The sequence below is a fragment of the Pseudoalteromonas sp. G5_S1_14_S5 genome (assembly GCF_054968605.1).
In genome coordinates, this window is record NZ_JBQKUM010000002.1 from 54,493 (window position 1) to 75,195 (window position 20,703).

Here is a 20,703-nt window from a genome sequence, read left to right on the forward strand (position 1 = left end):
CAGTTAAATAAGTCGCAAAAGCAGTAAATTGATAGCACCACCTATTCATAAATGTGGTGCTTTTGTTTTTTTGGGAGAATTGGCGAGTCTAGTAGAGCGAACTGCCTCATGTCTGAGGAAATACCTTAGAACTCAATCACAGGCGGAGCGATTTCAACAGGTACACCATTTTGCGCAAAGATAACCGCTTTGGCTTTTGAATTAGGCAAATCTGCATCTTCCAGCCACCACTTCAGCTCAACAGGAATTTGTAGTGATTTCTTAGAACCGTCACTTCGAGTTAATGGCTCATGCGCTTCAACAAACACGCTTCGATCTGGTTCCAGTGACACCTTGATCGGCTCATTAATAATCGTCACTTGCTCACCGAGGATCACCTGCTCAAAAAGCCACTCGATATCTTTAGGTTCCATACGGATACAACCAGAGCTAACCCGCAGGCCAATCCCAAAGTCCTTATTAGTACCATGTATCAGGTAATCCCCCGCTCCATACGCAAGTCGCAGCGCGTACTCACCTAGAGGGTTGTTTGGCCCTGCAGGAACAACTTTCGGCAACTCAATGCCTTTCTCTAGATACTCTTCACGGATTGACTTAGGCGGCGTCCAGGTCGGGTTTGGTCTCTTTTGGCTGATTTTAGTAATCATCTCAGGAGTATCACGTCCAATCCGGCCAATACCGACAGGGAATACATGAACCTGATTTTTCTCTGGATCAAAGTAGTACAACCTAAGCTCAGCCAAGTTGATCACTATCCCTTTTCTTGGGATATCAGGAAGAATGAGGCTGCTAGGAATACTTAACACGTAACCTTCAGGAGGAAGAAAAGGATCAACGCCTTTATTTGCCGCCATTAAAGAAAGAAAACCGATATCGTATTGCTTGGCAATGATGGCTAATGTTTCACCTGCAGCAACGTCATGCTGTTGTATCCGACCAACAATACGGCTGTCTTTCGGAGGAAGCTCAAAAGTTGCCGCAGAGGCCCACGACGACGCAATTCCTGCTGCAATCAAAGCCCCTTTCACACTACACTTAGTCGTTCGCTGTGCGAGCAAAGCGATCTTACCTATATATGTTTTCATGGAGTACATAAGCGTCGAGTTAGGGCAATATAACATACCATTCCTTGGGTTGACGTTTTTATCAAAGTTTAGATTATCGCTGATCAAACATCTCTACAATGTATTGTTACCTCAAACACCATATGCAATTGCTCTTTCGTATAAGCGCTGCCTTTATCTGACCTTTAATTTATCGATACAAAATCGATTGCCTTTACACTTTCAACAGATTTAGTTATTAATATTAACGAAATGATAGCAGCAGACCCATTTTGTGACTGACATCTCATGGAGGCTCTACTTAACTCGCTAGTATTGCTCCAACAAAAAGAATTCAATTCAACAGAATCGGTAATTAATTAAACACAATTCCTATAATTACCGCTTAAACTTTGGAGAACGATCATGGCTACACCACATATTAACGCTCAAGCTGGTGATTTTGCTGAAACCGTACTGATGCCGGGTGACCCACTTCGCGCAAAATTAATCGCAGAAACCTTCCTTGATGATGCAAAGCAAGTTTGTGACGTTCGTAACATGTTTGGCTATACTGGTACTTACAAAGGTAAGAGAATTTCTGTAATGGGCCACGGCATGGGTATCCCATCAGCTTGCATCTACACACATGAGCTGATCGCGGAGTACGGTGTAAAAAACATAATCCGTATAGGTAGCTGTGGTGCTGTGCGTGACGACGTTAAACTAATGGACGTTGTCATTGGTATGGGTGCGTCAACAGACTCAAAAGTGAACCGTATTCGTTTCAATAATCACGACTTCGCGGCAATAGCTGATTTCGGTCTTTTAGAAGAAGCGGTAAAACAAGCGCGTGTACAGGAAGTTCCCGTTAAAGTTGGTAACGTATTCACTTCCGACCTTTTCTACACTCCAGAAGCTGACATTTTCGAAAAAATGGAAAAGCTAGGCGTCCTTGGCGTTGATATGGAAGCAGCAGGTATATATGGCGTTGCAGCAGATCTAGGTGCGAAAGCACTTGCTATCCTAACAGTATCTGACCACATCATTCGTGGTGAAAAACTAAGCTCAGAAGAGCGTCAAAAATCGTTCAATGAGATGATGAAAGTCGCTCTAGAGACTGCAATCAACATCTAACAATTTGATAAAAGATCCATTGAAAGGCGTCACCCCGCAGCCAAGTTCACTTGGCTGCTCAAATAATCCCGAGGGGGAGATCGTGTCTAACGACAAGCTGCCAAAAGATGCAGATGGTTTGCAACTCAACTTTTGTAAAACATTGGCGTGTGACAACTTTGGCTTGAGCGATGCAAAACGTTATGTTTTGCAACATGCTAACCCTAAGCGTCCAGCGATGGTTTGTCGTGAATGTGGAGCTTTCCCCCCCTTACTTAACAACCGTGGAGTGTTAAGCGAACTTCATCGCCTGAGACAACTTCACAGCGATGGGCTCCCCGCCTGTCGAAATGATGATTGCGATAACTTCGGCTTATCGGTTCATACTCACAAACACCTTTACCATGCCTTTGGCTACAGTGGCGACAGGCAACGTTATCGATGCAAAGACTGCCAATCTACCTTCGTTGATAAGTGGTCTGGCTCCAATAAAAAACTCCAGTTCCAAGAGAACCTCATGGGCTTATTGTTCATGGGATATTCTGTTCGTGAAATCTGCAGAAAATTAGAGATCAATCCAAAGACTTTCTATGATCATGTTGACCATATCGCTAGCCGTTGTCGTCGCAAACTCGCGATGATTGATGCTCGATGGGTTAACCATGCCAAAGATTACCAGTTCGCCTCTCACTATCAGTGTTTGCAACCGCAAAGTAACAACGGCGTGGTTTGGATCGCCACTGGTGAAGCACACTCTGGATACATCCTTTGCCAACATGTGAATTACTCACAAAATGAAGAGCCTTCAGGTAACGTTGACCACAACCCTTATGATGATGTGGCACGCTTTGTATCCAAAGAGCACTCTTCTGAGGCAAACCTTGAGCTACCGCAACGCTCTGACAAGCTTAAAGGGCGTATCGAGCAACAATACCAAGTTATTTTGGCGCGAGGCAACGTTGAGGACCCAATGGGTAACCTCACTGTATTTAGTTACCCGTCAAAAGGGGCGCTAATTCGACCGCCTTATACGTCTTATGCTCACTTCCTGCATGTATTAGACATGTGTGATGAAACTAAGCACGTAGCGATCTATATGCCACAAGATCCATTACTAAGATCTGCTGCTCTAAGCGTGTGTTTGCCGCGCATACAGAGTCAAAATATTGACCTTATGTACGTAGAAGAAGATACCGGCTGGCAAGACGATCACATTTTTGAAAAGATCGACATCGTTCATATGAGTTGGTGGCGCGATCGTTGGGCTATTGCTAATCAAGGTGATAAGCAGAAAGGTATCTGCTATCTAACGGGCAACAATCCAGAGCCAAAACAGTGGTTTAATACCGCTTCAATTCAACAAACTCAGTTTTATCAAGAGCGTTTTCAGATGCTATTTGATAGCTTTATTAATGAACCTAGACGTAAGCTTCGTCCTGGTGGCATTCTTCCATTACTCGACATATTTAGAGCTTGGCACAATCTGTGCTACCAAGATAAGCAAGGGCTTACTGCTGCGCAGCGCTTAGGTGTAGCGGAACAGCCATTGACCCTAAAACAGCTACTTTCATAGAAACGTACCTCTAGATGATTATTTGGGAACTCATTGATTTTTAGGTAACAACATGAGGTAACACCCATAATTAGAAAAGATACGTGTTTCTTTAGTACTCTAAGAAAGATAATTGGTGCTTATCCTAAATCACACTCTTATAATGATTGTGTTATCAATATGTTCGATAATGACGGATCTAAGCATTGGACGAAAATCAGTACCTTCTTGAAACAGAACTAGAACAACTCAAAACTCGTGTCGACTCTGAACCACTGGTGATCCTTGAGATTGCTCAGCAATGCCTCGTCAGATCTGAGCAAGTTTTGTTTGAAGAAGGAGCAATCCAATCGCTTATATTGATGGCAAGGTGTTGCTGGAACCTGATGGATTACCAAAAAGGTTTAAAGTACGTCAAAGAAGCCTACAAGCGCCAAAGTCGATTAGACACCGACCTTTTTCTTCCTGAAATCCTTCACTTACATGCGCTCCAATATTGGGGACAAGCCAAATACTACTCTGCACAACAGTTCTGGATCAATGCATTAGAGCAATCTGCACTAGGAGATGAAGTTCAAATCCAGATCGAATGCCTCATTGGTCTGGGCAACATCTGGAGAGTGACTCACGAATATAAGCTGGCTCATTCAACACACCAACTCGCGGTAAAAGTGGCAAACAACAGCCGTATTGGTTGACTTGAAGGCAAAGCAAGAATCCTGCTCGCGTGGGATTACTACTTGCTCAACAACTATGTTGAAATGCTGTCGGTGTTAGATGGTACGGAAGATGCGTTAAAAGGACACAAAGACAACACTTGGCACGCTGAGGTGTGGGACTTCAGAGGCCTTGCACTACTTGGGCTTGAGCGCTTAGAGTTACTCAGAAAAAGACCAGAGCAAGCTGCGGAGTTACTTAGGCTTTCGGAAGAGTCAGCAAACGAATTTGATAATGGTGAACTGCTCAGCCAAATCTATTATCAGCAATCTTTGGTCGCAGAAGAAAATCAAGATTTTAAAGCCGCTTTGATCGCCTTTAAGAAGTACCGTCAATATTCTATCGGTATGCTTCGAGAACAAACCACCCGTGTGGGTTTAGATAAAGCGCCCAGTTCAAAACGCCAGCTCGAACAGAGAGCGAGAAAACTCATCAACCGTATTCGAGGCCAACACGGGTATGCCCTTGAAAAACATCCCTCTTATGTTGTGTCTGAAACCTTTTGGTGGGAGCAGCTGGTTCTCTTCAAAACAGAGCTTAAGCGTTCAAACCACAGCATTATCATGTTTCAACATGTCGATCCCGATTACTTAGATGTCTGTACCGAAATTGCTCACACCTTATGTAATCAAGATGACTTCATTGCACGGCTCAGTTCCGAGCGTGTTGCGTTCATGTTCTCTGAAAAAGGCGAAGCCGCAGAGCGAACCTTCCAAACTCTAAGCACCATGCTTGATATTTATCCATGGCATAAAAGAGGATTAAAAGGTTCAAAACCAACCGTCAGCCTCAATGACATTTTGACGTTCCCATTCACTCTTGAACAACTTGAAGAAGATGCCGAGGTAAGAGTTTGATGGAAACGCTACTTAGTAAAATCACCGATGCCGGTCTAGATCCCTCTTCCGTTTCAGGTGAAGAAGCAATCACATTCTGGAATCATATTCGCCAGCATGTTTCGACAACCAAAACCGAGCAAGCGCACTGCTATATTATTAGTTCGGAATATCGCGCTGAACTGCAACAAACCCAAACCAGAATTGAAGAGCTTAGACTGGCGCTCAATCTATTAAATTCACCAACAGATATAGAAGATATACTGACCGTCAAAACCAGCCTAAGTGATCGCTTGGTAGAAGTTGGGGATTTCGCTTCAGCACTTAATGAATTCGTTAGCTCGTCATCCATCGCCGTTGAACATGGCTATATCGATGAATACGTAATGGCAATTCTAGGCATGGGTAACCTGTGTGACGCTTATGGCGACCACAGCCGAGCTCTCCGCTATTACCAGAAAATAAACAGCATTGACCATGCGATAAGTAGTCGCTCACTTCGTCTTAAGTTCAAGCTTCATATGGTGGCGAGCCTAGTACTACTGAATAGGATTACTGCAGCAAGTGACCTGCTCAATGAGTGTGAAGAGCTCAGCATTCTGGTCAGCAACAAACGACTGACTGCGCAAATATTGCTATACCAAGCAAAAGTGTTCCGTGTAAAGAAGAAGTATCACGAAGCCCTACGTTGCCTGTGTCAGATTCGGTGGGGAAGAGTTCCTAGTCATTCTAGAGAATACCGATATGGCAAAAGCAGAAATGCACTCAGAGAATTACCGTGAACGCATTTTCCAATTTAGTTGGCACAAAATACTCGGTGAGCGTGGCTTAACAGTCAGTAGTGGTATCACGATGCATCGTGAAGGAGAGAATACACAGCGAACCTTCTATCGAGCAGACAAAGCCTTGTATCGTGCAAAAGCAAACGGTCGAAACCAAGTCTACACCGAATAATGAGGTAGTTAAAGTAATGCCGAACCACTCATGCTCGGCACTATCCAATAGCAACATAAAACTTGCTTCGAGCTTTGTCTATTCATAAAAAGACGTTATTGATAGAAGAACAAAGATATTCCCCCTATTGCGGCAAGCGTGCCCATCAGACTCTGCTTCGAGACCTTTTCCCCCTTCAACGCATAGATCACCAGAATAAAGACAGGACTGGTCGCTATCAATGTTTGAGCTATCGCGGGATTGGCATTTTTTAAAGCAATTTGTTGTAACCAAAGCGCGAGAAATGTCCCAACAAAAATGGCACTGAGTAACCATAGCTTGTCGAGTTTAGTCATATCCCATAAATCCCTTTTGATTGATGAATAAGGTTTACGCTCGACAAAAGGAATAATCATCATCACCGCAAATACCCCGATTATCAGGCGAATCAAAGCCCCCAACAATGGTGGGATATCACCGCTAACCAAAGCGTAGTGAGAAATGACTACACCTGAAGCTTGGCACACACTTGCTACTAGCCCGTATCCAATGCCGCTCCATTGCGTTTGGTTAGTTGAATCGTCACTCACCGAATTAGATGGCTGAAACACCACAAAGGTCACCGCTAACGTTGTGATGACGACACCGAGCCAACTTTGAAATGTCAACGCAGCACCCAAGAACATCAACGCCAGTACGCCAGAAAGAGGCGGGGCTAAAGACTCAAGCAGCAGTGTCTTGTTGGCACCGATTCTTTTCAAAGCAGCAAAGTACGCGCTGTCACCAATTGCGATTCCAATAAAGCCTGAAATCGCCAATATCCAAAAGTGATTAGCACTCAGTTCAAAATCGGGCATTGGGAATAGCGGCATCACAAGCAGCATCATGACTGAAGCAACCAAGCCCTTGACGATATTGAGCTGCATTGCTGAGAAACGATGCCCAAATTGCCCATAAATCCAAGTCGCACACGCCCACACGATAGCAGCACCGATCGCCGCTATTTCACCAATATACATTTGTATTTATCCTTGTGGTTATGTGCATCATGCATATTTTAACGATCACTATTAAGTCTGTATGACAAATAAGATAACAGAAATAACTCAATACATTAGAGAGTGATTTTATAGGTTCCAATAATGACATCGCTCACATTAGAAGCAAAAACATTATTTATAACTCGTTAAATCACATTGATAACAATTACTTGGATGATAGCCTACTATATTTATAACTAATATCTAACATCACAAGGATCTGTTATGTTTTTAGACTACTTTGCGCTCGGTCTGCTGATTTTCGTAGCCTTAGTCATCTTCTACGGCATCATAGTCATTCACGATATTCCCTATGAAATTGCGAAAGGACGCAATCATCCTCATCAAGATGCAATTCATGTCTCTGGCTGGGTTAGTCTTTTCACTCTACACACTATCTGGCCGTTTCTTTGGATCTGGGCGACGTTATGGCGTAAAGATCGTGGGTGGGGCTTTGCCAAACTCGAAGAAGAACAGCACGATATTCACCACCGCGTTGATACTTTAATCGACCAAGTGAGCACTCTTCGGGAAGAAATATCACAGCTCAAGAAAGCAAAGCCAGAGCAAAGCAAGCAAGATAACGACCAAAATAAAGCTCAAGATCAGGAGGTTAAGTAATGGATTTACTGCTGATAATGACCTATGCGGCAATGTGTATCACCATTTTTAAGGTGTTCAACATTCCGCTAAATAAATGGACTGTCCCTACTGCCGTTCTTGGCGGTGTGATCATCATCGGTACCTTAATCTTACTGATGAACTACAACCACCCTTTCACTCAGATTGGTAACCAAGTCTACTCAACAACTCCTGTCGTTTCCGGTGTTAGAGGTAAAGTAATAGAAGTAGCAGTAGAGGCAAATAAGCCTCTGAAAAAGGGCGATATCCTCTTTAAAATCGATCCTATTCCGTTCGAGGCTGAAGTCGCAAGGTTAGAGGCTAAAGTAAAAGAAGCGAGCCAAGGTGCGCTTGGAATGGAATCTGATGTTGCTGAAGCAGAAGCAGCAAGAATCAAAGCCATTGCTGAGAGAGACAAAGCCCAGCGTGAGTTCTCTCGTTATAAACGCGGTTACGACAGTGGCGCCTTTACTGAGCAACAACTGGATACTCGCAGACAAGCTTATAAAGCATCAGAAGCTGCGGTTAAAGTGGCAGATGCGACCTTAGAAAGAGCAAGAGTTACTTTGGATTCTGAGATCGGTGGCGAAAACACAGCAGTATTAAGCCTATTAGCAGAATTGCGTAGAGCTCAATTTAACTTAGAACAGACTGTGGTTAGAGCGCCTACAGATGGCTACGTTACTCAATTAGCTCTGCGTCCAGGTGTTATGGCCGTACCACTTCCACTGGCTCCGGTGATGACCTTTGTTCACACAGAAGAGCAGTTCTACACTGCAGCCTTTAGACAAAACTCTTTGCAGCGCTTACAACCAGGCTACGAGGCGGAGTTCCTGTTTAGAGCATTACCAGGCAAAGTATTCAAAGGACGCATCGAAGAAGTGATTCCAGCCATCGGTGAGAGCCAATTCCAAGCGAGAGGTGCGCTACTGGGTACTGAGGCATTACGCACTAATGGCCGTGTGTTCGTTAAATTGACCATTACTGATGACCTATCTGATTTCCACTTGCCTATGGGTACAGCAGTAGAAGTTGCAGTTTATTCAGATAGCTTCACTCATGTATCTATCATGCGGAAAGTACTTATCCGCATGAAGAGTTGGCAGAACTACCTATACCTAGATCACTAAGCCAGATATAGGTTGTTCAAGAATTGACTTAACACACTGTTAATCTGAATGAAAAAGCCAGACCTGCTCTGGTTTTTTTGTTGCTTGATTAACCACAAACCACCGCTTTTTACATCATATAAACGTATCTGGATGGAATTTTAGACATCTAGACACTTACCTTCCCTTATGGAAGGGTTCTACTGTATAATGCGCGCCTTATTTTTTATATTTGCCTAAAAAACGATCTCGATGAGATACCTATTAAAAACGGCGAATATACGTTCTTTGTTATTTTTATCTTTCAGTATTTGAGGTTACCTATGAACTTTTCAGCGAAAACAGTGGTTGTCATTGCCATTGGCGCAGCACTGTATGGCATTGGTGGTTTACCTATGTTTGGTGTCCCAGTGTTCGCTAATACAACATTAAAACCAGCAATGGCGGTGTTAGCACTGTTTTCTGTTTTGTTCGGCCCAATTGTAGGTTTCTTAGTAGGCTTCATTGGCCACTGGGTAACAGACCTATTCGCAGGCTGGGGTGTATGGTTAACTTGGGTATTAGGCTCAGGTATTGTGGGTATGATCATCGGTTTATTCCCGATGTTGACCAAAAACCGCCTTCAGGAAGGTGACTTGCCTGTGAAAGACTTCGCGCTGTTTGTGGTACTTGCCCTTGCCGGTAATGTGGTCGGTTACGGCTGTTCAGCATTCCTAGATACCATCCTTTATGCAGAACCGTTTACTAAAGTCTTCACTCAACTGTCTATCATTGCAGCGGGTAACACTGTTCTGATCGCTGTTGTTGGCTTGCTGATCCTAAAATCAGTCGCTAAACGCAACAAACAAAGCCGTAACCTGACTGAGGCATAAGCGATAATGACTATAGCATTTTCGAACTTCTCTTTTAGATATGAGTCGCTGGATAAACCGACGCTAAAAAATATCAATCTAAGGATAGAGAAAGGAGAGAAAATCGTCATTATTGGACCAAGTGGTAGTGGTAAATCTACCCTAGGTCAATGCCTTAACGGTCTGATTCCTCATGCTATCAAAGGTGAGGTGACTGGGTCTCTAGAGATCAACGGCAAGAACATCTCTAATTTTTCTATGCACGACTATACCGAGCAAGTCGGCACAGTATTACAAGATACTGATAGCCAATTTGTCGGTTTGAGTATTGGCGAAGACATCGCATTCGCGCTGGAAAATCAGTTAGTGTCGAACATTGATATGTACCCTCTGGTTAAGTCGACAGCAAGAATGGTCGACTTAGCAGATATGCTTGATCGCTCGCCACATGATTTATCTGGCGGTCAGAAACAACGCGTGTCATTAGCGGGCATCTTAGTTGATGACGTTGACATCCTGTTGTTTGATGAACCTTTGGCTAGCCTTGACCCGAAAACGGGTAAAGCGACTATCGAAATCATCGACCAGCTTCATAAAGAAACTAACAAGACCATCGTAATCATCGAGCATCGCCTTGAGGATGTTCTTCACCGCGATATAGACCGGGTGATCTTGATGGAGCGCGGTGAAATTGTCGCGGACATGACACCCGATGAAATCTTAGCTTCTGAACTGCTTGAAACACATGGTATTCGTGAACCACTTTATTTATCTGCTCTGAAGGCAGCGAAAGCATCTTTGACCAGTGAAGATAAGCTATCAAACCTGAAAGCTCTCGATTACAAGAGGTTCCGTCCTGCAGTTCAAACTTGGTTTGCAGAACGCCCAACTCCAGTTGCCGAGAAACAGTACCAACCTTTGCTTGAGGTCCACGGTCTGACTTACTCCTACGATGGTGAGAAGAACGCTCTAGAAGATGTTAGCTTTAAGATCGGCAAAGGTGAGTTCGTTTCAATCTTAGGCAAAAATGGCTCAGGTAAATCGACTATCACAAAGATTATCATGGGTGTGATTGACGCAGATTCTGGCTCTTCGTACCTCAACGGTGAAGATCTGTCAGAGCTTTCTATCTTCGAAAGAAGCCAGAAAGTCGGCGTTGTGATGCAGAACCCAAATCATATGATCTCTCATCATATGATCTTTGATGAAGTTGCATTCGGTCTGCGTAATCGTGGGGTTGCAGAGCAGGAAATCAAAGAGAAAGTTGAGAACGTTCTTGAGCTGTGTGGCTTGAGTAAGTTCCGCCATTGGCCAATCGAAGCGCTGAGTTACGGTCAGAAAAAACGCGTCACGATTGCTTCTATCTTAGTATTGGAACCTGAACTTCTGATCTTGGATGAACCAACTGCGGGTCAAGATTACCGTAATTACACCTCAATGCTGGCGTTTATCCAAAAGCTTAACCGCGAGTTAGGTATCACCGTCGTGATCATTTCACACGACATGCACCTGGTTCTAGAGTACACCACACGCTCAATCGTAATTGCTGACAGCAAGCTGATTGCTAACGCAGACATGACTGAGGTGTTCAGCCAACCATCGCTTCTAGAGCGGGCAAACCTCTGTACCACCAGTATTTATGAACTCGCGACCATGATGAAAATCGACGACACCAATGCATTTATGCAGTACTTCATCGACTACGAGAGAAACTCGCTATGAATGCATCAAAAGTAAAATTCGGCATCAACTACATTGATACCAAATCACCGCTGCATGCGTTAAACGGTATCACTAAATTTGCTCTTTTCTTAGCTTGGGTGACTGTTGTCTTAACGACATTCGACCTACGGTTAATCACATTACTCATCCTGACGGGGCTTTATCTACTCAAGCTAACCAGAGTGCCTGTTAGGGTGTATAAGCCTCTGTTGCTGGGTACGGCTAGTGTGCTAAGCCTAAACGCTTTGTTCATGTATCTGTTGGCACCACAGCAAGGTACTGAGCTCATCGGCAGCGAAACTTTATTATTAACATTACCAGGTAACTACTCGTTGAGCCAAGAGACATTGTTTTACTTGGTGACCGTAACTCTTAAGTACATGAGTATGTTTCCGATTGCGCTGATCTTTGTATTCACAACGCACCCGACTGAGTTTGCTGCTAGTCTCAACCGCATTGGGGTTCCTTACAAGATTGCCTACGCGGTGAGCTTAACGCTACGTTACTTGCCAGAAGTTAAGAAGGATTTCGTCAACATCATGCATGCCCAACAAGCTCGTGGTGTTGAACTTTCCAAGAGAGCACCACTTCTAGTACGCATTAAAAATGTTGCTAAAGTGTTAGGACCATTGATTTTCTCAAGCCTAGATAGAGCAGATGAAATATCGAATGCTATGACGCTGCGTGGCTTTGGCAGACACAAGTCTCGCACTTGGTATAGCTACGCAACATTAAAATGCATCGATTTTATTTGTTTATTTATCATCGGTTTAATCGTGATATTGGCTATCGCAAAACGCATTCTTGAACCAGCATTGTTTTGGTATCCATTTTAGTATCAAGCTAAACAACCAGTTAAAATGACACACCGCTCAATAGGGCGGTGTTTGTGTTTTACCCATCCATTTTTCAGCAAAACTTAACCGCACAAACCACAACCATCGGATTTTGACGATAAACTGACCATTGCCTCACATCTTTGGTTTAAATTCTAGTCTAGAAGCTCTTAACATACACGTTTACAGAATGCTGCACTCGATAGGGATTTGTAATGGCTCGAATTACCCAAGTACAGAAACTAGAAAACCAAAAGCACTACGATAAGATCGTACTAAGCCTTTTTCTAGCTGAAGGACATGAAGCACTAACTTATGCAAGGATTGCTCAAGAAATTGGCATTAGTTTAACGGCGCTTCAGGGCTACTACCCATCAACTCGTGCTATCCGCTCCGTGTTACACCAACACATGCTATCGATTGTTATAGAGAGTCTAGACTTCTCATCTGAGGAAGCGTTTGTTCAATCATGGCAAAACGCTCTCGATGATGAACAATTCCGATACGTGATCAAGTTGATGTTCTTTCACGCGTCTCAGGTCAAAAGCCCTGAAGAATTCAATATCAGCTCTGATGGTGTATTCCGAGATAAAATGCTTGAGAGCTTTGGAACTGACTCCATTAGAATTATTGAAACCGTAGTAGGACGTTCTATGCTCTACCTTACGAACTTCAAGCAGCACTCAACGAGACACTCAAATAGAAAAAGGGAACCATAAGGTTCCCTTTTGTGCTATCTAAGCTCACATTGTGTCGGATTACATTACGGGTTCAGCTTGTAAAAAATAGTCGACAATGGCGGTAGGCGCAGCTCAATCGAGGTACCCAGCCCTTCACTCTGAACGGCTTCGATCTCGACAACTTCTTTCACGCCATAACCACTGCCGTTATATTTAACATCATCAGTATTGAGCAATAGGCTGTACTTACCTTTTTCCGGAGCACCTAGGCGGAAATGCTCATGTGGTACTGGCGTAAAGTTCGAAACCACTAGCACGCGTTCACCTGATTCACTGATACGCTCATGAGCCAGGATACTCGCCTCTGCTGAGTCTTGAAGACGCCATTCAAAACCTCGTGGGTCGAAGTCCAAATCATGCATCGCAGCTTCATTACGGTAAAGATGGTTCAGATCTTTCGTTAGCTTTTGGACACCTTGGTGACGTTCGTAGTCTAATAAAAACCACTGCAGTTGGTCATCATGGTTCCACTCTGCTGTCTGGCCAAACTCAGCCCCCATGAAGTTAAGCTTCTTACCCGGTTGTGCGTACATGTAACCCATGTATGCGCGTAGGTTAGCCGTTTGCTGCCACTCATCACCTGGCATTTTGTTATGGATAGAACCTTTACCATAAACCACCTCATCGTGAGACAGTGACAACACGTAATTTTCGCTGTGTGCGTAAACCAGTGGGAAAGTAATCGTATCGTGGTGGTATTTGCGGTTAATTGGATCTTCTTGAATATAAGACAAGCTATCGTGCATCCAACCCATGTTCCACTTAAAGCCGAAGCCTAAGCCCCCCATAAAAGTCGGTGCAGAAACACCAGGGAAAGCCGTCGATTCTTCCGCAATGGTCATCGCATTCGGGAAGTGTTTGTAGACCTCTTCGTTCATCCATTTCAATGTCGCGATGGCGTCGTAGTTCTCATTGCCGCCATCAACATTCGGAATCCATTGATCGTGGCTACGCGAGTAATCGAGGTACAGCATTGAAGCTACGGCATCCACACGAATACCATCAATATGGAATTGCTCGAACCAGTACAGCGCGTTTGCCACTAGGAAACGACGTACGTGTTCGCGACCTAAGTCATAGATGTACGAGTTCCAATCCTGATGCCAACCACGACGTGGATCTGGGTCGTGGAACAACGGTGTGCCATCGAAGTTAGCTAAGCCGTGGTCATCACTTGGGAAGTGTGCTGGAACCCAGTCAAGTACAACACCAAGACCAGCTTGATGACATTGGTCGACAAAGTATTTGAAATCATCCGGAGAACCAAAGCGGCTCGTTGGTGCGAAAAGACCAACAGGCTGGTAGCCCCATGAACCATAGAACGGGTGCTCTGAAACTGGCATCAACTCGACGTGAGTGTAACCAAGCTCGGTGAGGTAAGGGATCAGCTCTGCTGCTAACTCGCGGTAGTTTAGAAAATCACCTTCAGCATTGCGCTTCCAAGAACCAGCATGTAATTCATAGAACGACAGTGCTTCTTTACGTTTCTCTGTCACTGGGCGATTTTGCCATTTGGTATCTTGCCACTCATAACGAGCGTGATCGTAAGTCACAGAAGAGAAAGAAGGGTACTGCTCAGAGTAGAAACCCCATGGGTCAGCCTTATGAGGTAAGCCTTCACCATTTGGTCCTTTTAATTCGAACTTATATTGAGCGCCCTCTTCCAAGTCTGGAATGAATAAGCCCCAAATACCGTAGTCTAAACGTTGCATTGGGTGGCGACGACCATCCCACGAGTTGAAGTTACCGACTAAGCTAGCCGCTGTTGCATGCGGTGCATAAACCAAGAAGCGAGTACCAGAAATTGTCTGACCATCACGCTCTAGCGTAACAAACTGAGCCCCCATGTGATGGTACATATCTTTAGGTGTGTGAAGGTCTTCATAGCTCGCGTACAACTCATGATACTGGTATGGATCATCTATGATCTGCTCTACTCCCGCCCAATCAACTGCGAGCTTGTAGTGAGTAAAACGCAAGTCTCTTTTTTGCTTAAGAATGAATCCACTTTCATTCTCTCGCTCTAACGCAATACGAGGTTCCTTTCCAACAATCAACTCAACTTTGTCTGCGCCCGGGATCCATACGCGCAATGCACCTTCATCAGAAGACAGATACGGACCTAAACATGAGAATGGGTCAGCAAACGAAGCCTGTGATAGTTGGGTATATATTTGTTCTTGCTTTGAAATTGAACTCATTTCCAAAACCTTTCTCCCTAACCAAACATCCAAAAAATATAAAATAAAAATGCCCGCTATGGATGCGGGCAATATAACGACGATCTATTGTACCTGACGTACGCAAACGTTTGAGTGACCAAGATTATAGTTTCTTATGCAACAAGCAAAAACCTCAGTATTATCAGGCCACTCAAGCATATTAGTTACCCGCTTTTTCACGAACTTCGGTCAAACGAGAAGCAATACGGTTAACACCATCGTGAGCAAAAATCTCATCAAGGTTCATCGATAGCTTACGACGCCAGTTCGGGTATTCGTCTACCGTACCTGGAATGTTTACTGGCTGATCCATTTCTAGCCAGTCTTCCAATTGAACACTTAGAAGCGTTGAAGAACCTGCTGCAACGTGAAGTTGTAGCGCTTCAGCTAGGTAAGAGTCCATTGGCACTTGGCTCGCATCACGACCTACACCATCCGGTAGGAAACCATGCCATGCAACAGAATCTAGAATGCCCTGCTTACACTCAAGACGATCATCAAACAGACCATTTAGCTGTTCTTGATTTGGGTACAGGCCAATCTCTTGACCCATCTTCAGATCATCACAGTGCCAGAAGCCACGTAGCGTCGGCATATCGTGTGTACACAGCGCCGCCATTGATTGTGATGCGTAGTGTTTTGGTGAAATGAAGCCACCGTCATCCTCAGATGTTTCGAAGAAGAATACCTTGTATGAGTGAACGCCAGCATCCGCTAGGATATCGATGATTTCATCAGGTACAGTACCCAAGTCTTCACCGATTACAGAACATTGGTAGCGGTGTGATTCAAGCGCTAAGATCGCTAGCATGTCTTGAACTGGGTAGTAGATGTAAGCACCCTGTGTTGCATCTTCACCTTTTGGAATCCACCACAAACGTAGTAGGCCCAATACGTGGTCGATACGTAATGCGCCACAGTGCTTCATGTTTGCGCGTAGTAGCTTGATGTAAGCATCGTAACCCGTCGCCTGAAGTACTTCTGGGTTTAGCGGTGGAAGCCCCCAGTTTTGACCGAGTGGACCAAGAATATCTGGTGGAGCACCGATGCTTGCATCCATCACTAGGTTGCCTTCGTCAGCCCAAGTTTCACTGCCAGAATCCGCAACGCCTACCGCTAGGTCTCGGTACAGGCCAACCGCCATGCCTTTTTCTTCAGCCAATGACTGAGCATCGTTGATTTGGCAGTCAGCTAGCCATTGTAGGTACATGTAAAGATGTACTTTATCTAGGTTGTCTTTGATGTATTTTTGAGTCGCTGGGCTTTCAAATGTGCGGTATTTCTCAGGGAATACCGGCCATCCCCACATACCAGAATCTTCAGCATGCAATTCATCGTGCAGAGCATCAAATGCTGCTTGGTGCATCAGGCTATCACCGCCTTCTTCAACAAACGCTAAGAATGCTTGTGCGCGATCGCTGTTTTTGTCGAGGTGACGAGTTTTGAATTCTGTGAATAGCAGAGGCAAGATGCTCATCTTCAGCTCAGACACTTCGGTGTAGTTCACCCAGTGTGCATCACGCGCTTTCTGAAGGCGCTGTTGGAACTCTGCACTGCCTACTGTTTGTTGCGCTTCAGCGCTCAATGCAAACTCAGGTACTGAGCTCACATCAATGTATAGGATGTTCAACCAACGACGTGAAGAAGGGCTGTATGGACTCGCACCTTCAGGGTTCGCAGGGAACAGAGAGTGAATCGGGTTTAGACCAACGAAGTCACCGCCGCGAGACGCGATATCAGCCACCAACTGTTTCAGGTCACCGAAATCACCAATACCCCAGTTATGCTGAGTTCTTAGCGTGTAAAGCTGAACACTTGGCCCCCAAAGCTTTTTGCCTTCTTCGATTGGCGACTGCTTAAAGCACACTTTTGGCGTAATGATTAGCGTCATTTTGTAAGGCTTTTTACGGCGCTTACGGCTCACAATTAACTTGTGATAACCCCATGCCAGATCATTTGGCAATGCAAACACTAAAGGGCCACCCTCTGCACGCTCATCACGAACGACTTGAGATTGAAGATAGCCTTCAAGTACCTCTCCTTGCTCGGTCTCTAAACGCCAGCTGAACTCACTCTCACGAGCGCTCACACCGAGATTCAGCGCCACTTCTACTGGCTCACCATCACGCAAGACAAGAACTGGGGCTAGTACATCTTTTTTGTGTTTTCTTTCTGCTGACTTAAGCAGTGCATCATCGCTGCTTGTATCGTAGCCCAACGAAGCCAGTAGAGATGTAATTGTCTCATCTGATACCTGTGCTTCATCGCCCCATGCACTAACGTAACTGTCGGCAATGTTTGCCATTTCTGCGACTTGTTTTAATACGGTCTGTTCTTTCATCGCTCTCTCCGAAAACGTTCTGACGCTTTCAATTTTGTAGGGTTGTTATTTAATCTGTTACTAATCAATTAGCTTGTGGCAATCAGTTTGTGAGCATTGTTATCGGTAAAAACCATCTGTTTGAACACAAGCTAGTTGAGCCAAGGCAGAAACTGCCTTGGCTACATTTAATCGATTAACGGTTAACCGCTTCAAGTTTCCAAATGTTGTTCACGTAATCGCGGATAGAGCGATCAGATGTGAACTTACCAACGAGTGCTGTGTTAAGAATCGCTTTCTTAGCCCAACCCGCTTGGTCTTTGTATTGCATGCCCATGTCTTCATGCGCCTTCACGTAAGAAGCAAAGTCAGCAAGACATAGGTATGGGTCACCGCCGTCTAGCAGGCTATCAAACGTTGCACGTAGAAGGCCTGGTTGACCTGGTGTGAACTCTTCACCCGTTAGTAGATCAAGTGACGCTTTCAGAAGTGGGTCTGCGTTGTAGTAGTCGTATGGGTTGTAACCCTGAGCTTTCAGTGCTTGTACGCCATCAACTTCTAGACCGAAGATGTAGATGTTCTCATCACCCACTTCTTCACGTATCTCAACGTTCGCACCATCCATCGTACCGATAGTCAGAGCACCGTTTAGAGCCATCTTCATGTTACCCGTACCTGATGCTTCTTTACCCGCTAGCGAGATTTGTTGAGAAACGTCAGCTGCCGGAATGATGATCTCCGCCATGCTTACACGGTAGTCAGGGATGAATACCACTTTAAGCTTGTTGCCAATGCGAGGATCGTTGTTGATCTTCTCTGCAATCTTGTTAACCGCGAAGATGATTTCTTTCGCTAGGTGGTAGCCCGGTGCTGCTTTCGCTGCGAAGAAGCAAACACGTGGCTCACACTCAAAACCAGGCTCGTTCAGGATACGGTGGTACAGAGATAGAATGTGTAGCAGGTCTAGGTGCTGACGCTTGTATTCGTGCAGACGCTTGATTTGCACATCGAAGATAGCGTTAATATCTAGCTCGATACCCATGTTCTCTTGAACCCAATCAGCAAGGCGCTGTTTGTTTTCTTTCTTAACCGCCATGAATTCTTTTTGGAATTTCGCGTCTGTCGCGTACTTAGCAATACCTTCTAGCTGCTCAAGTTTTGCAGGCCACTCTGTACCAATCTTGTCAGTGATTAGCTTAGATAGACCTGGATTACAGAACTTCAACCAACGACGAGGCGTGATACCGTTTGTTACGTTAGTCAGTTTGCCTGGGAAGATTTCGTTAAACTCTGGGAACAGATCTTTCTTAACCAATTGAGAGTGAAGTGCCGCTACACCGTTTACTTTGTAAGAGCCAATCACACATAGGTTTGCCATGCGAACCATGCGGTGGAAACCTTCTTGGATGATAGAAAGCTTCGCTTGCTTCTCACCGTCACCAGGCCACATCTTGCGAACTTCTTGTAGGAAGCGGTGGTTGATTTCAAAAATGATTTCCATGTGACGTGGAAGTAGACGCTGGATTAGCGACTCAGACCAAGTCTCAAGTGCTTCAGGAAGTAGTGTGTGGTTTGTGTAAGCGAACGTGTTTGCACTGATGTCCCATGCCGTATCCCAATCTAGACCTTTCTCATCGATTAGGATGCGCATTAGTTCAGGAATCGCGATTGTTGGATGCGTATCGTTAAGCTGGATAGTTTCTTGCTTAGGTAGGTCAGCTAGAGCAAAACCTGCTGCTTCGTGACGACGTAGGATATCGCGAACAGACGCTGCAGAGTGGAAGTACTGCTGCATTAGACGAAGCGTTTTACCTTTTTCATGGTTGTCGTTCGGGTATAGAACCTTAGTAATGTTACCCGCATCGATTAACGCATGTTGTGCTTCGAAGTAGTCACCGTTGTTGAAGCTTGCTAGTGAGAATGGTGCGATAGCCTGACATTCCCAAAGACGTAGTGGGTAAACCGTATTTGACTCGTAACCTACGATTGGCAGATCCCAAGGCATTGCTTTTACTTCCATACCTGGAACCCAAGTACGCACTTCTTTACCGTCAATGTATTCAACTTCAACATGACCGTAAAAACCAATGTGTTGCGCAAGTTCAGGACGAGCCACTTCCCATGGGTAACCTTCAACACCTCGCCATGCGTCTGGCGCTTCTTGTTGACGACCGTCTTGAAAAGATTGCTTGAATAGGCCGTATTCGTAGTGAAGACCGTAGCCTACCGTTGGGTATTCTTGAGCGGCACAAGAATCCATGAAACAAGCCGCTAGACGACCAAGACCACCATTACCTAGTGATGGGTCACGTTCTTCTTCTAAAAGGTCAGTCAGGTTTTGACCTAACTCTTCCATTGCATGCGTGATCTGCTCGTACAGCCCCATGCTGATTAGGTTGTTACCTGTTAGACGACCAATCAAGAATTCAAGCGAAAGGTAGTTCACGCTCTTAGCATTTTTGATTTTCTCGTCATTTTCAGTTTCTAACAGGTCAAATGTTGTCAGTTCGGCTAGCGCGCGACCCATAGCTAGGTACCATGCGCGGCTATCTGCGTTTTCTATTGTAGTTGCGTAGGTTGCAGATAGATGTTTCTTAACGCTTTCTTGGAACGACACCTTATCGAAATTTTTTTGCTGAGTTGGTTTCATTTCAGAAATCTCGCTTTTAATAGTTCTAATTCATCTGTGACATATCGTGCATGGTCACCAGAAACTAAACATCCTCCCGCTAACGCACCAAACAAGGAGTAGATGGGAGGGCGTAGGGGGCGTACCGACATAGGGTTAGTGATCTGACTCTCATGTTCTGACTTCGAACAAAAACTTGGAGTGACTAAGATCACAAGCTCCCGTTTGATAACTTAACTTCGGTTGATGTGATTTTTATTTGACCTAATTACAGTCATTGTCAAATCTGAGTTTCAGATCACGAAAATATTTTCCGGGTATCATCTTTTGCATTAAATACAGTGCAAACAGAAACAAAGTCACATTATCGAAGCACCACTCTTTGTGATAAAAATCACAAATAAAGGGCGTAGAGA

At 44.7% G+C, this 20,703-nt stretch carries 17 protein-coding genes; 12 read left to right on the forward strand and 5 right to left on the reverse strand.

The window, feature by feature from the left end:
* Nucleotides 1-125 precede the first annotated feature (125 nt).
* Nucleotides 126-1,085, reverse strand: a complete 960-nt coding sequence (locus ACTRWI_RS00895) for a L,D-transpeptidase family protein (RefSeq protein WP_499128548.1) — start codon at nt 1,083-1,085, stop codon at nt 126-128.
* Between the two features lie 384 nt (nt 1,086-1,469).
* On the opposite strand from ACTRWI_RS00895, the gene deoD reads away from it, so the two are divergent.
* From deoD to ACTRWI_RS00925, 6 genes are all read left to right on the forward strand, one after another.
* Nucleotides 1,470-2,180, forward strand: a complete 711-nt coding sequence (gene deoD, locus ACTRWI_RS00900; protein ID WP_499128551.1) for a purine-nucleoside phosphorylase — start codon at nt 1,470-1,472, stop codon at nt 2,178-2,180.
* An 82-nt stretch (nt 2,181-2,262) separates the two neighbouring features.
* Nucleotides 2,263-3,732 (forward strand): transposase, encoded by a 1,470-nt coding sequence (locus ACTRWI_RS00905; RefSeq protein WP_499128554.1) that lies wholly within the window; start codon nt 2,263-2,265, stop codon nt 3,730-3,732.
* Nucleotides 3,733-3,917: 185 nt separating this feature from the next.
* Entirely contained in the window at nt 3,918-4,409 is a 492-nt protein-coding gene (locus ACTRWI_RS00910) for a hypothetical protein (RefSeq protein ID WP_499128557.1), read from the forward strand.
* A gap of 42 nt (nt 4,410-4,451) precedes the next feature.
* The gene (locus ACTRWI_RS00915; RefSeq protein WP_499128559.1) at nt 4,452-5,285 is read left to right on the forward strand and encodes a hypothetical protein; all 834 of its coding nucleotides are present in this window, start codon (nt 4,452-4,454) and stop codon (nt 5,283-5,285) included.
* On the forward strand, nt 5,285-6,046 hold the full coding sequence (locus tag ACTRWI_RS00920) for a hypothetical protein (RefSeq protein ID WP_499128562.1): 762 nt from the start codon (nt 5,285-5,287) through the stop codon (nt 6,044-6,046). Before ACTRWI_RS00915 ends, ACTRWI_RS00920 begins: the two co-directional genes overlap by 1 nt.
* Nucleotides 6,009-6,218, forward strand: a complete 210-nt coding sequence (locus tag ACTRWI_RS00925; RefSeq protein WP_499128564.1) for a diguanylate cyclase domain-containing protein — start codon at nt 6,009-6,011, stop codon at nt 6,216-6,218. The genes ACTRWI_RS00920 and ACTRWI_RS00925 overlap by 38 nt, the downstream gene beginning before the upstream one ends.
* Before the next feature lie 95 nt (nt 6,219-6,313).
* Here the strand turns inward: ACTRWI_RS00925 and ACTRWI_RS00930 are convergent, their stop codons facing one another.
* The gene (locus tag ACTRWI_RS00930) at nt 6,314-7,216 is read right to left on the reverse strand and encodes a DMT family transporter (RefSeq protein WP_499128567.1); all 903 of its coding nucleotides are present in this window, start codon (nt 7,214-7,216) and stop codon (nt 6,314-6,316) included.
* 246 nt (nt 7,217-7,462) lie between these two features.
* Here ACTRWI_RS00930 and ACTRWI_RS00935 point away from each other — a divergent pair, with 246 nt between their 5' ends.
* From ACTRWI_RS00935 to ACTRWI_RS00960, 6 genes are all read left to right on the forward strand, one after another.
* Entirely contained in the window at nt 7,463-7,858 is a 396-nt protein-coding gene (locus ACTRWI_RS00935) for a DUF3302 domain-containing protein (protein ID WP_499128570.1), read from the forward strand.
* Nucleotides 7,858-8,988: an HlyD family secretion protein gene (locus tag ACTRWI_RS00940; protein ID WP_499128573.1), complete on the forward strand. Its 1,131-nt coding sequence runs from the start codon at nt 7,858-7,860 to the stop codon at nt 8,986-8,988. The genes ACTRWI_RS00935 and ACTRWI_RS00940 overlap by 1 nt, the downstream gene beginning before the upstream one ends.
* Before the next feature lie 302 nt (nt 8,989-9,290).
* Nucleotides 9,291-9,839 carry an ECF-type riboflavin transporter substrate-binding protein gene (locus tag ACTRWI_RS00945; protein ID WP_499128576.1) on the forward strand — a complete coding sequence of 183 codons (549 nt, stop codon included), beginning with the start codon at nt 9,291-9,293 and terminating at the stop codon, nt 9,837-9,839.
* A 6-nt stretch (nt 9,840-9,845) separates the two neighbouring features.
* Nucleotides 9,846-11,540: an ABC transporter ATP-binding protein gene (locus ACTRWI_RS00950; protein ID WP_499128579.1), complete on the forward strand. Its 1,695-nt coding sequence runs from the start codon at nt 9,846-9,848 to the stop codon at nt 11,538-11,540.
* Nucleotides 11,537-12,376, forward strand: a complete 840-nt coding sequence (locus tag ACTRWI_RS00955) for an energy-coupling factor transporter transmembrane component T family protein (protein WP_499128582.1) — start codon at nt 11,537-11,539, stop codon at nt 12,374-12,376. The genes ACTRWI_RS00950 and ACTRWI_RS00955 overlap by 4 nt, the downstream gene beginning before the upstream one ends.
* Nucleotides 12,377-12,591: 215 nt before the next feature.
* Entirely contained in the window at nt 12,592-13,095 is a 504-nt protein-coding gene (locus ACTRWI_RS00960; protein ID WP_499128585.1) for a hypothetical protein, read from the forward strand.
* Nucleotides 13,096-13,139: 44 nt separating this feature from the next.
* On the opposite strand, the gene glgB is transcribed toward ACTRWI_RS00960, so the two are convergent.
* From glgB to ACTRWI_RS00975, 3 genes are all read right to left on the reverse strand, one after another.
* Complete coding sequence (gene glgB / locus ACTRWI_RS00965; protein ID WP_499128588.1) at nt 13,140-15,317, reverse strand: 1,4-alpha-glucan branching protein GlgB; 2,178 nt, start codon at nt 15,315-15,317, stop codon at nt 13,140-13,142.
* Between the two features lie 181 nt (nt 15,318-15,498).
* On the reverse strand, nt 15,499-17,679 hold the full coding sequence (gene malQ / locus ACTRWI_RS00970; RefSeq protein WP_499128591.1) for a 4-alpha-glucanotransferase: 2,181 nt from the start codon (nt 17,677-17,679) through the stop codon (nt 15,499-15,501).
* Nucleotides 17,680-17,854: 175 nt separating this feature from the next.
* Entirely contained in the window at nt 17,855-20,308 is a 2,454-nt protein-coding gene (locus tag ACTRWI_RS00975; RefSeq protein ID WP_499128595.1) for a glycogen/starch/alpha-glucan phosphorylase, read from the reverse strand.
* Between the last annotated feature and the right edge of the window lie 395 nt (nt 20,309-20,703).

Bases quoted from the DNA above. Each gene is read 5' to 3' on its own strand.
- ACTRWI_RS00925 (WP_499128564.1), top strand. From the start codon at position 6,009: ATGGCAAAAGCAGAAATGCACTCAGAGAATTACCGTGAACGCATTTTC.
- ACTRWI_RS00945 (WP_499128576.1), top strand. From the start codon at position 9,291: ATGAACTTTTCAGCGAAAACAGTGGTTGTCATTGCCATTGGCGCAGCA.
- ACTRWI_RS00930 (WP_499128567.1), bottom strand. From the start codon at position 7,216: ATGTATATTGGTGAAATAGCGGCGATCGGTGCTGCTATCGTGTGGGCG.
- ACTRWI_RS00920 (WP_499128562.1), top strand. From the start codon at position 5,285: ATGGAAACGCTACTTAGTAAAATCACCGATGCCGGTCTAGATCCCTCT.
- deoD (WP_499128551.1), top strand. From the start codon at position 1,470: ATGGCTACACCACATATTAACGCTCAAGCTGGTGATTTTGCTGAAACC.
- ACTRWI_RS00955 (WP_499128582.1), top strand. From the start codon at position 11,537: ATGAATGCATCAAAAGTAAAATTCGGCATCAACTACATTGATACCAAA.
- ACTRWI_RS00975 (WP_499128595.1), bottom strand. From the start codon at position 20,308: ATGAAACCAACTCAGCAAAAAAATTTCGATAAGGTGTCGTTCCAAGAA.
- ACTRWI_RS00950 (WP_499128579.1), top strand. From the start codon at position 9,846: ATGACTATAGCATTTTCGAACTTCTCTTTTAGATATGAGTCGCTGGAT.
- malQ (WP_499128591.1), bottom strand. From the start codon at position 17,679: ATGAAAGAACAGACCGTATTAAAACAAGTCGCAGAAATGGCAAACATT.
- ACTRWI_RS00940 (WP_499128573.1), top strand. From the start codon at position 7,858: ATGGATTTACTGCTGATAATGACCTATGCGGCAATGTGTATCACCATT.
- ACTRWI_RS00960 (WP_499128585.1), top strand. From the start codon at position 12,592: ATGGCTCGAATTACCCAAGTACAGAAACTAGAAAACCAAAAGCACTAC.
- ACTRWI_RS00935 (WP_499128570.1), top strand. From the start codon at position 7,463: ATGTTTTTAGACTACTTTGCGCTCGGTCTGCTGATTTTCGTAGCCTTA.
- ACTRWI_RS00895 (WP_499128548.1), bottom strand. From the start codon at position 1,085: ATGAAAACATATATAGGTAAGATCGCTTTGCTCGCACAGCGAACGACT.
- glgB (WP_499128588.1), bottom strand. From the start codon at position 15,317: ATGAGTTCAATTTCAAAGCAAGAACAAATATATACCCAACTATCACAG.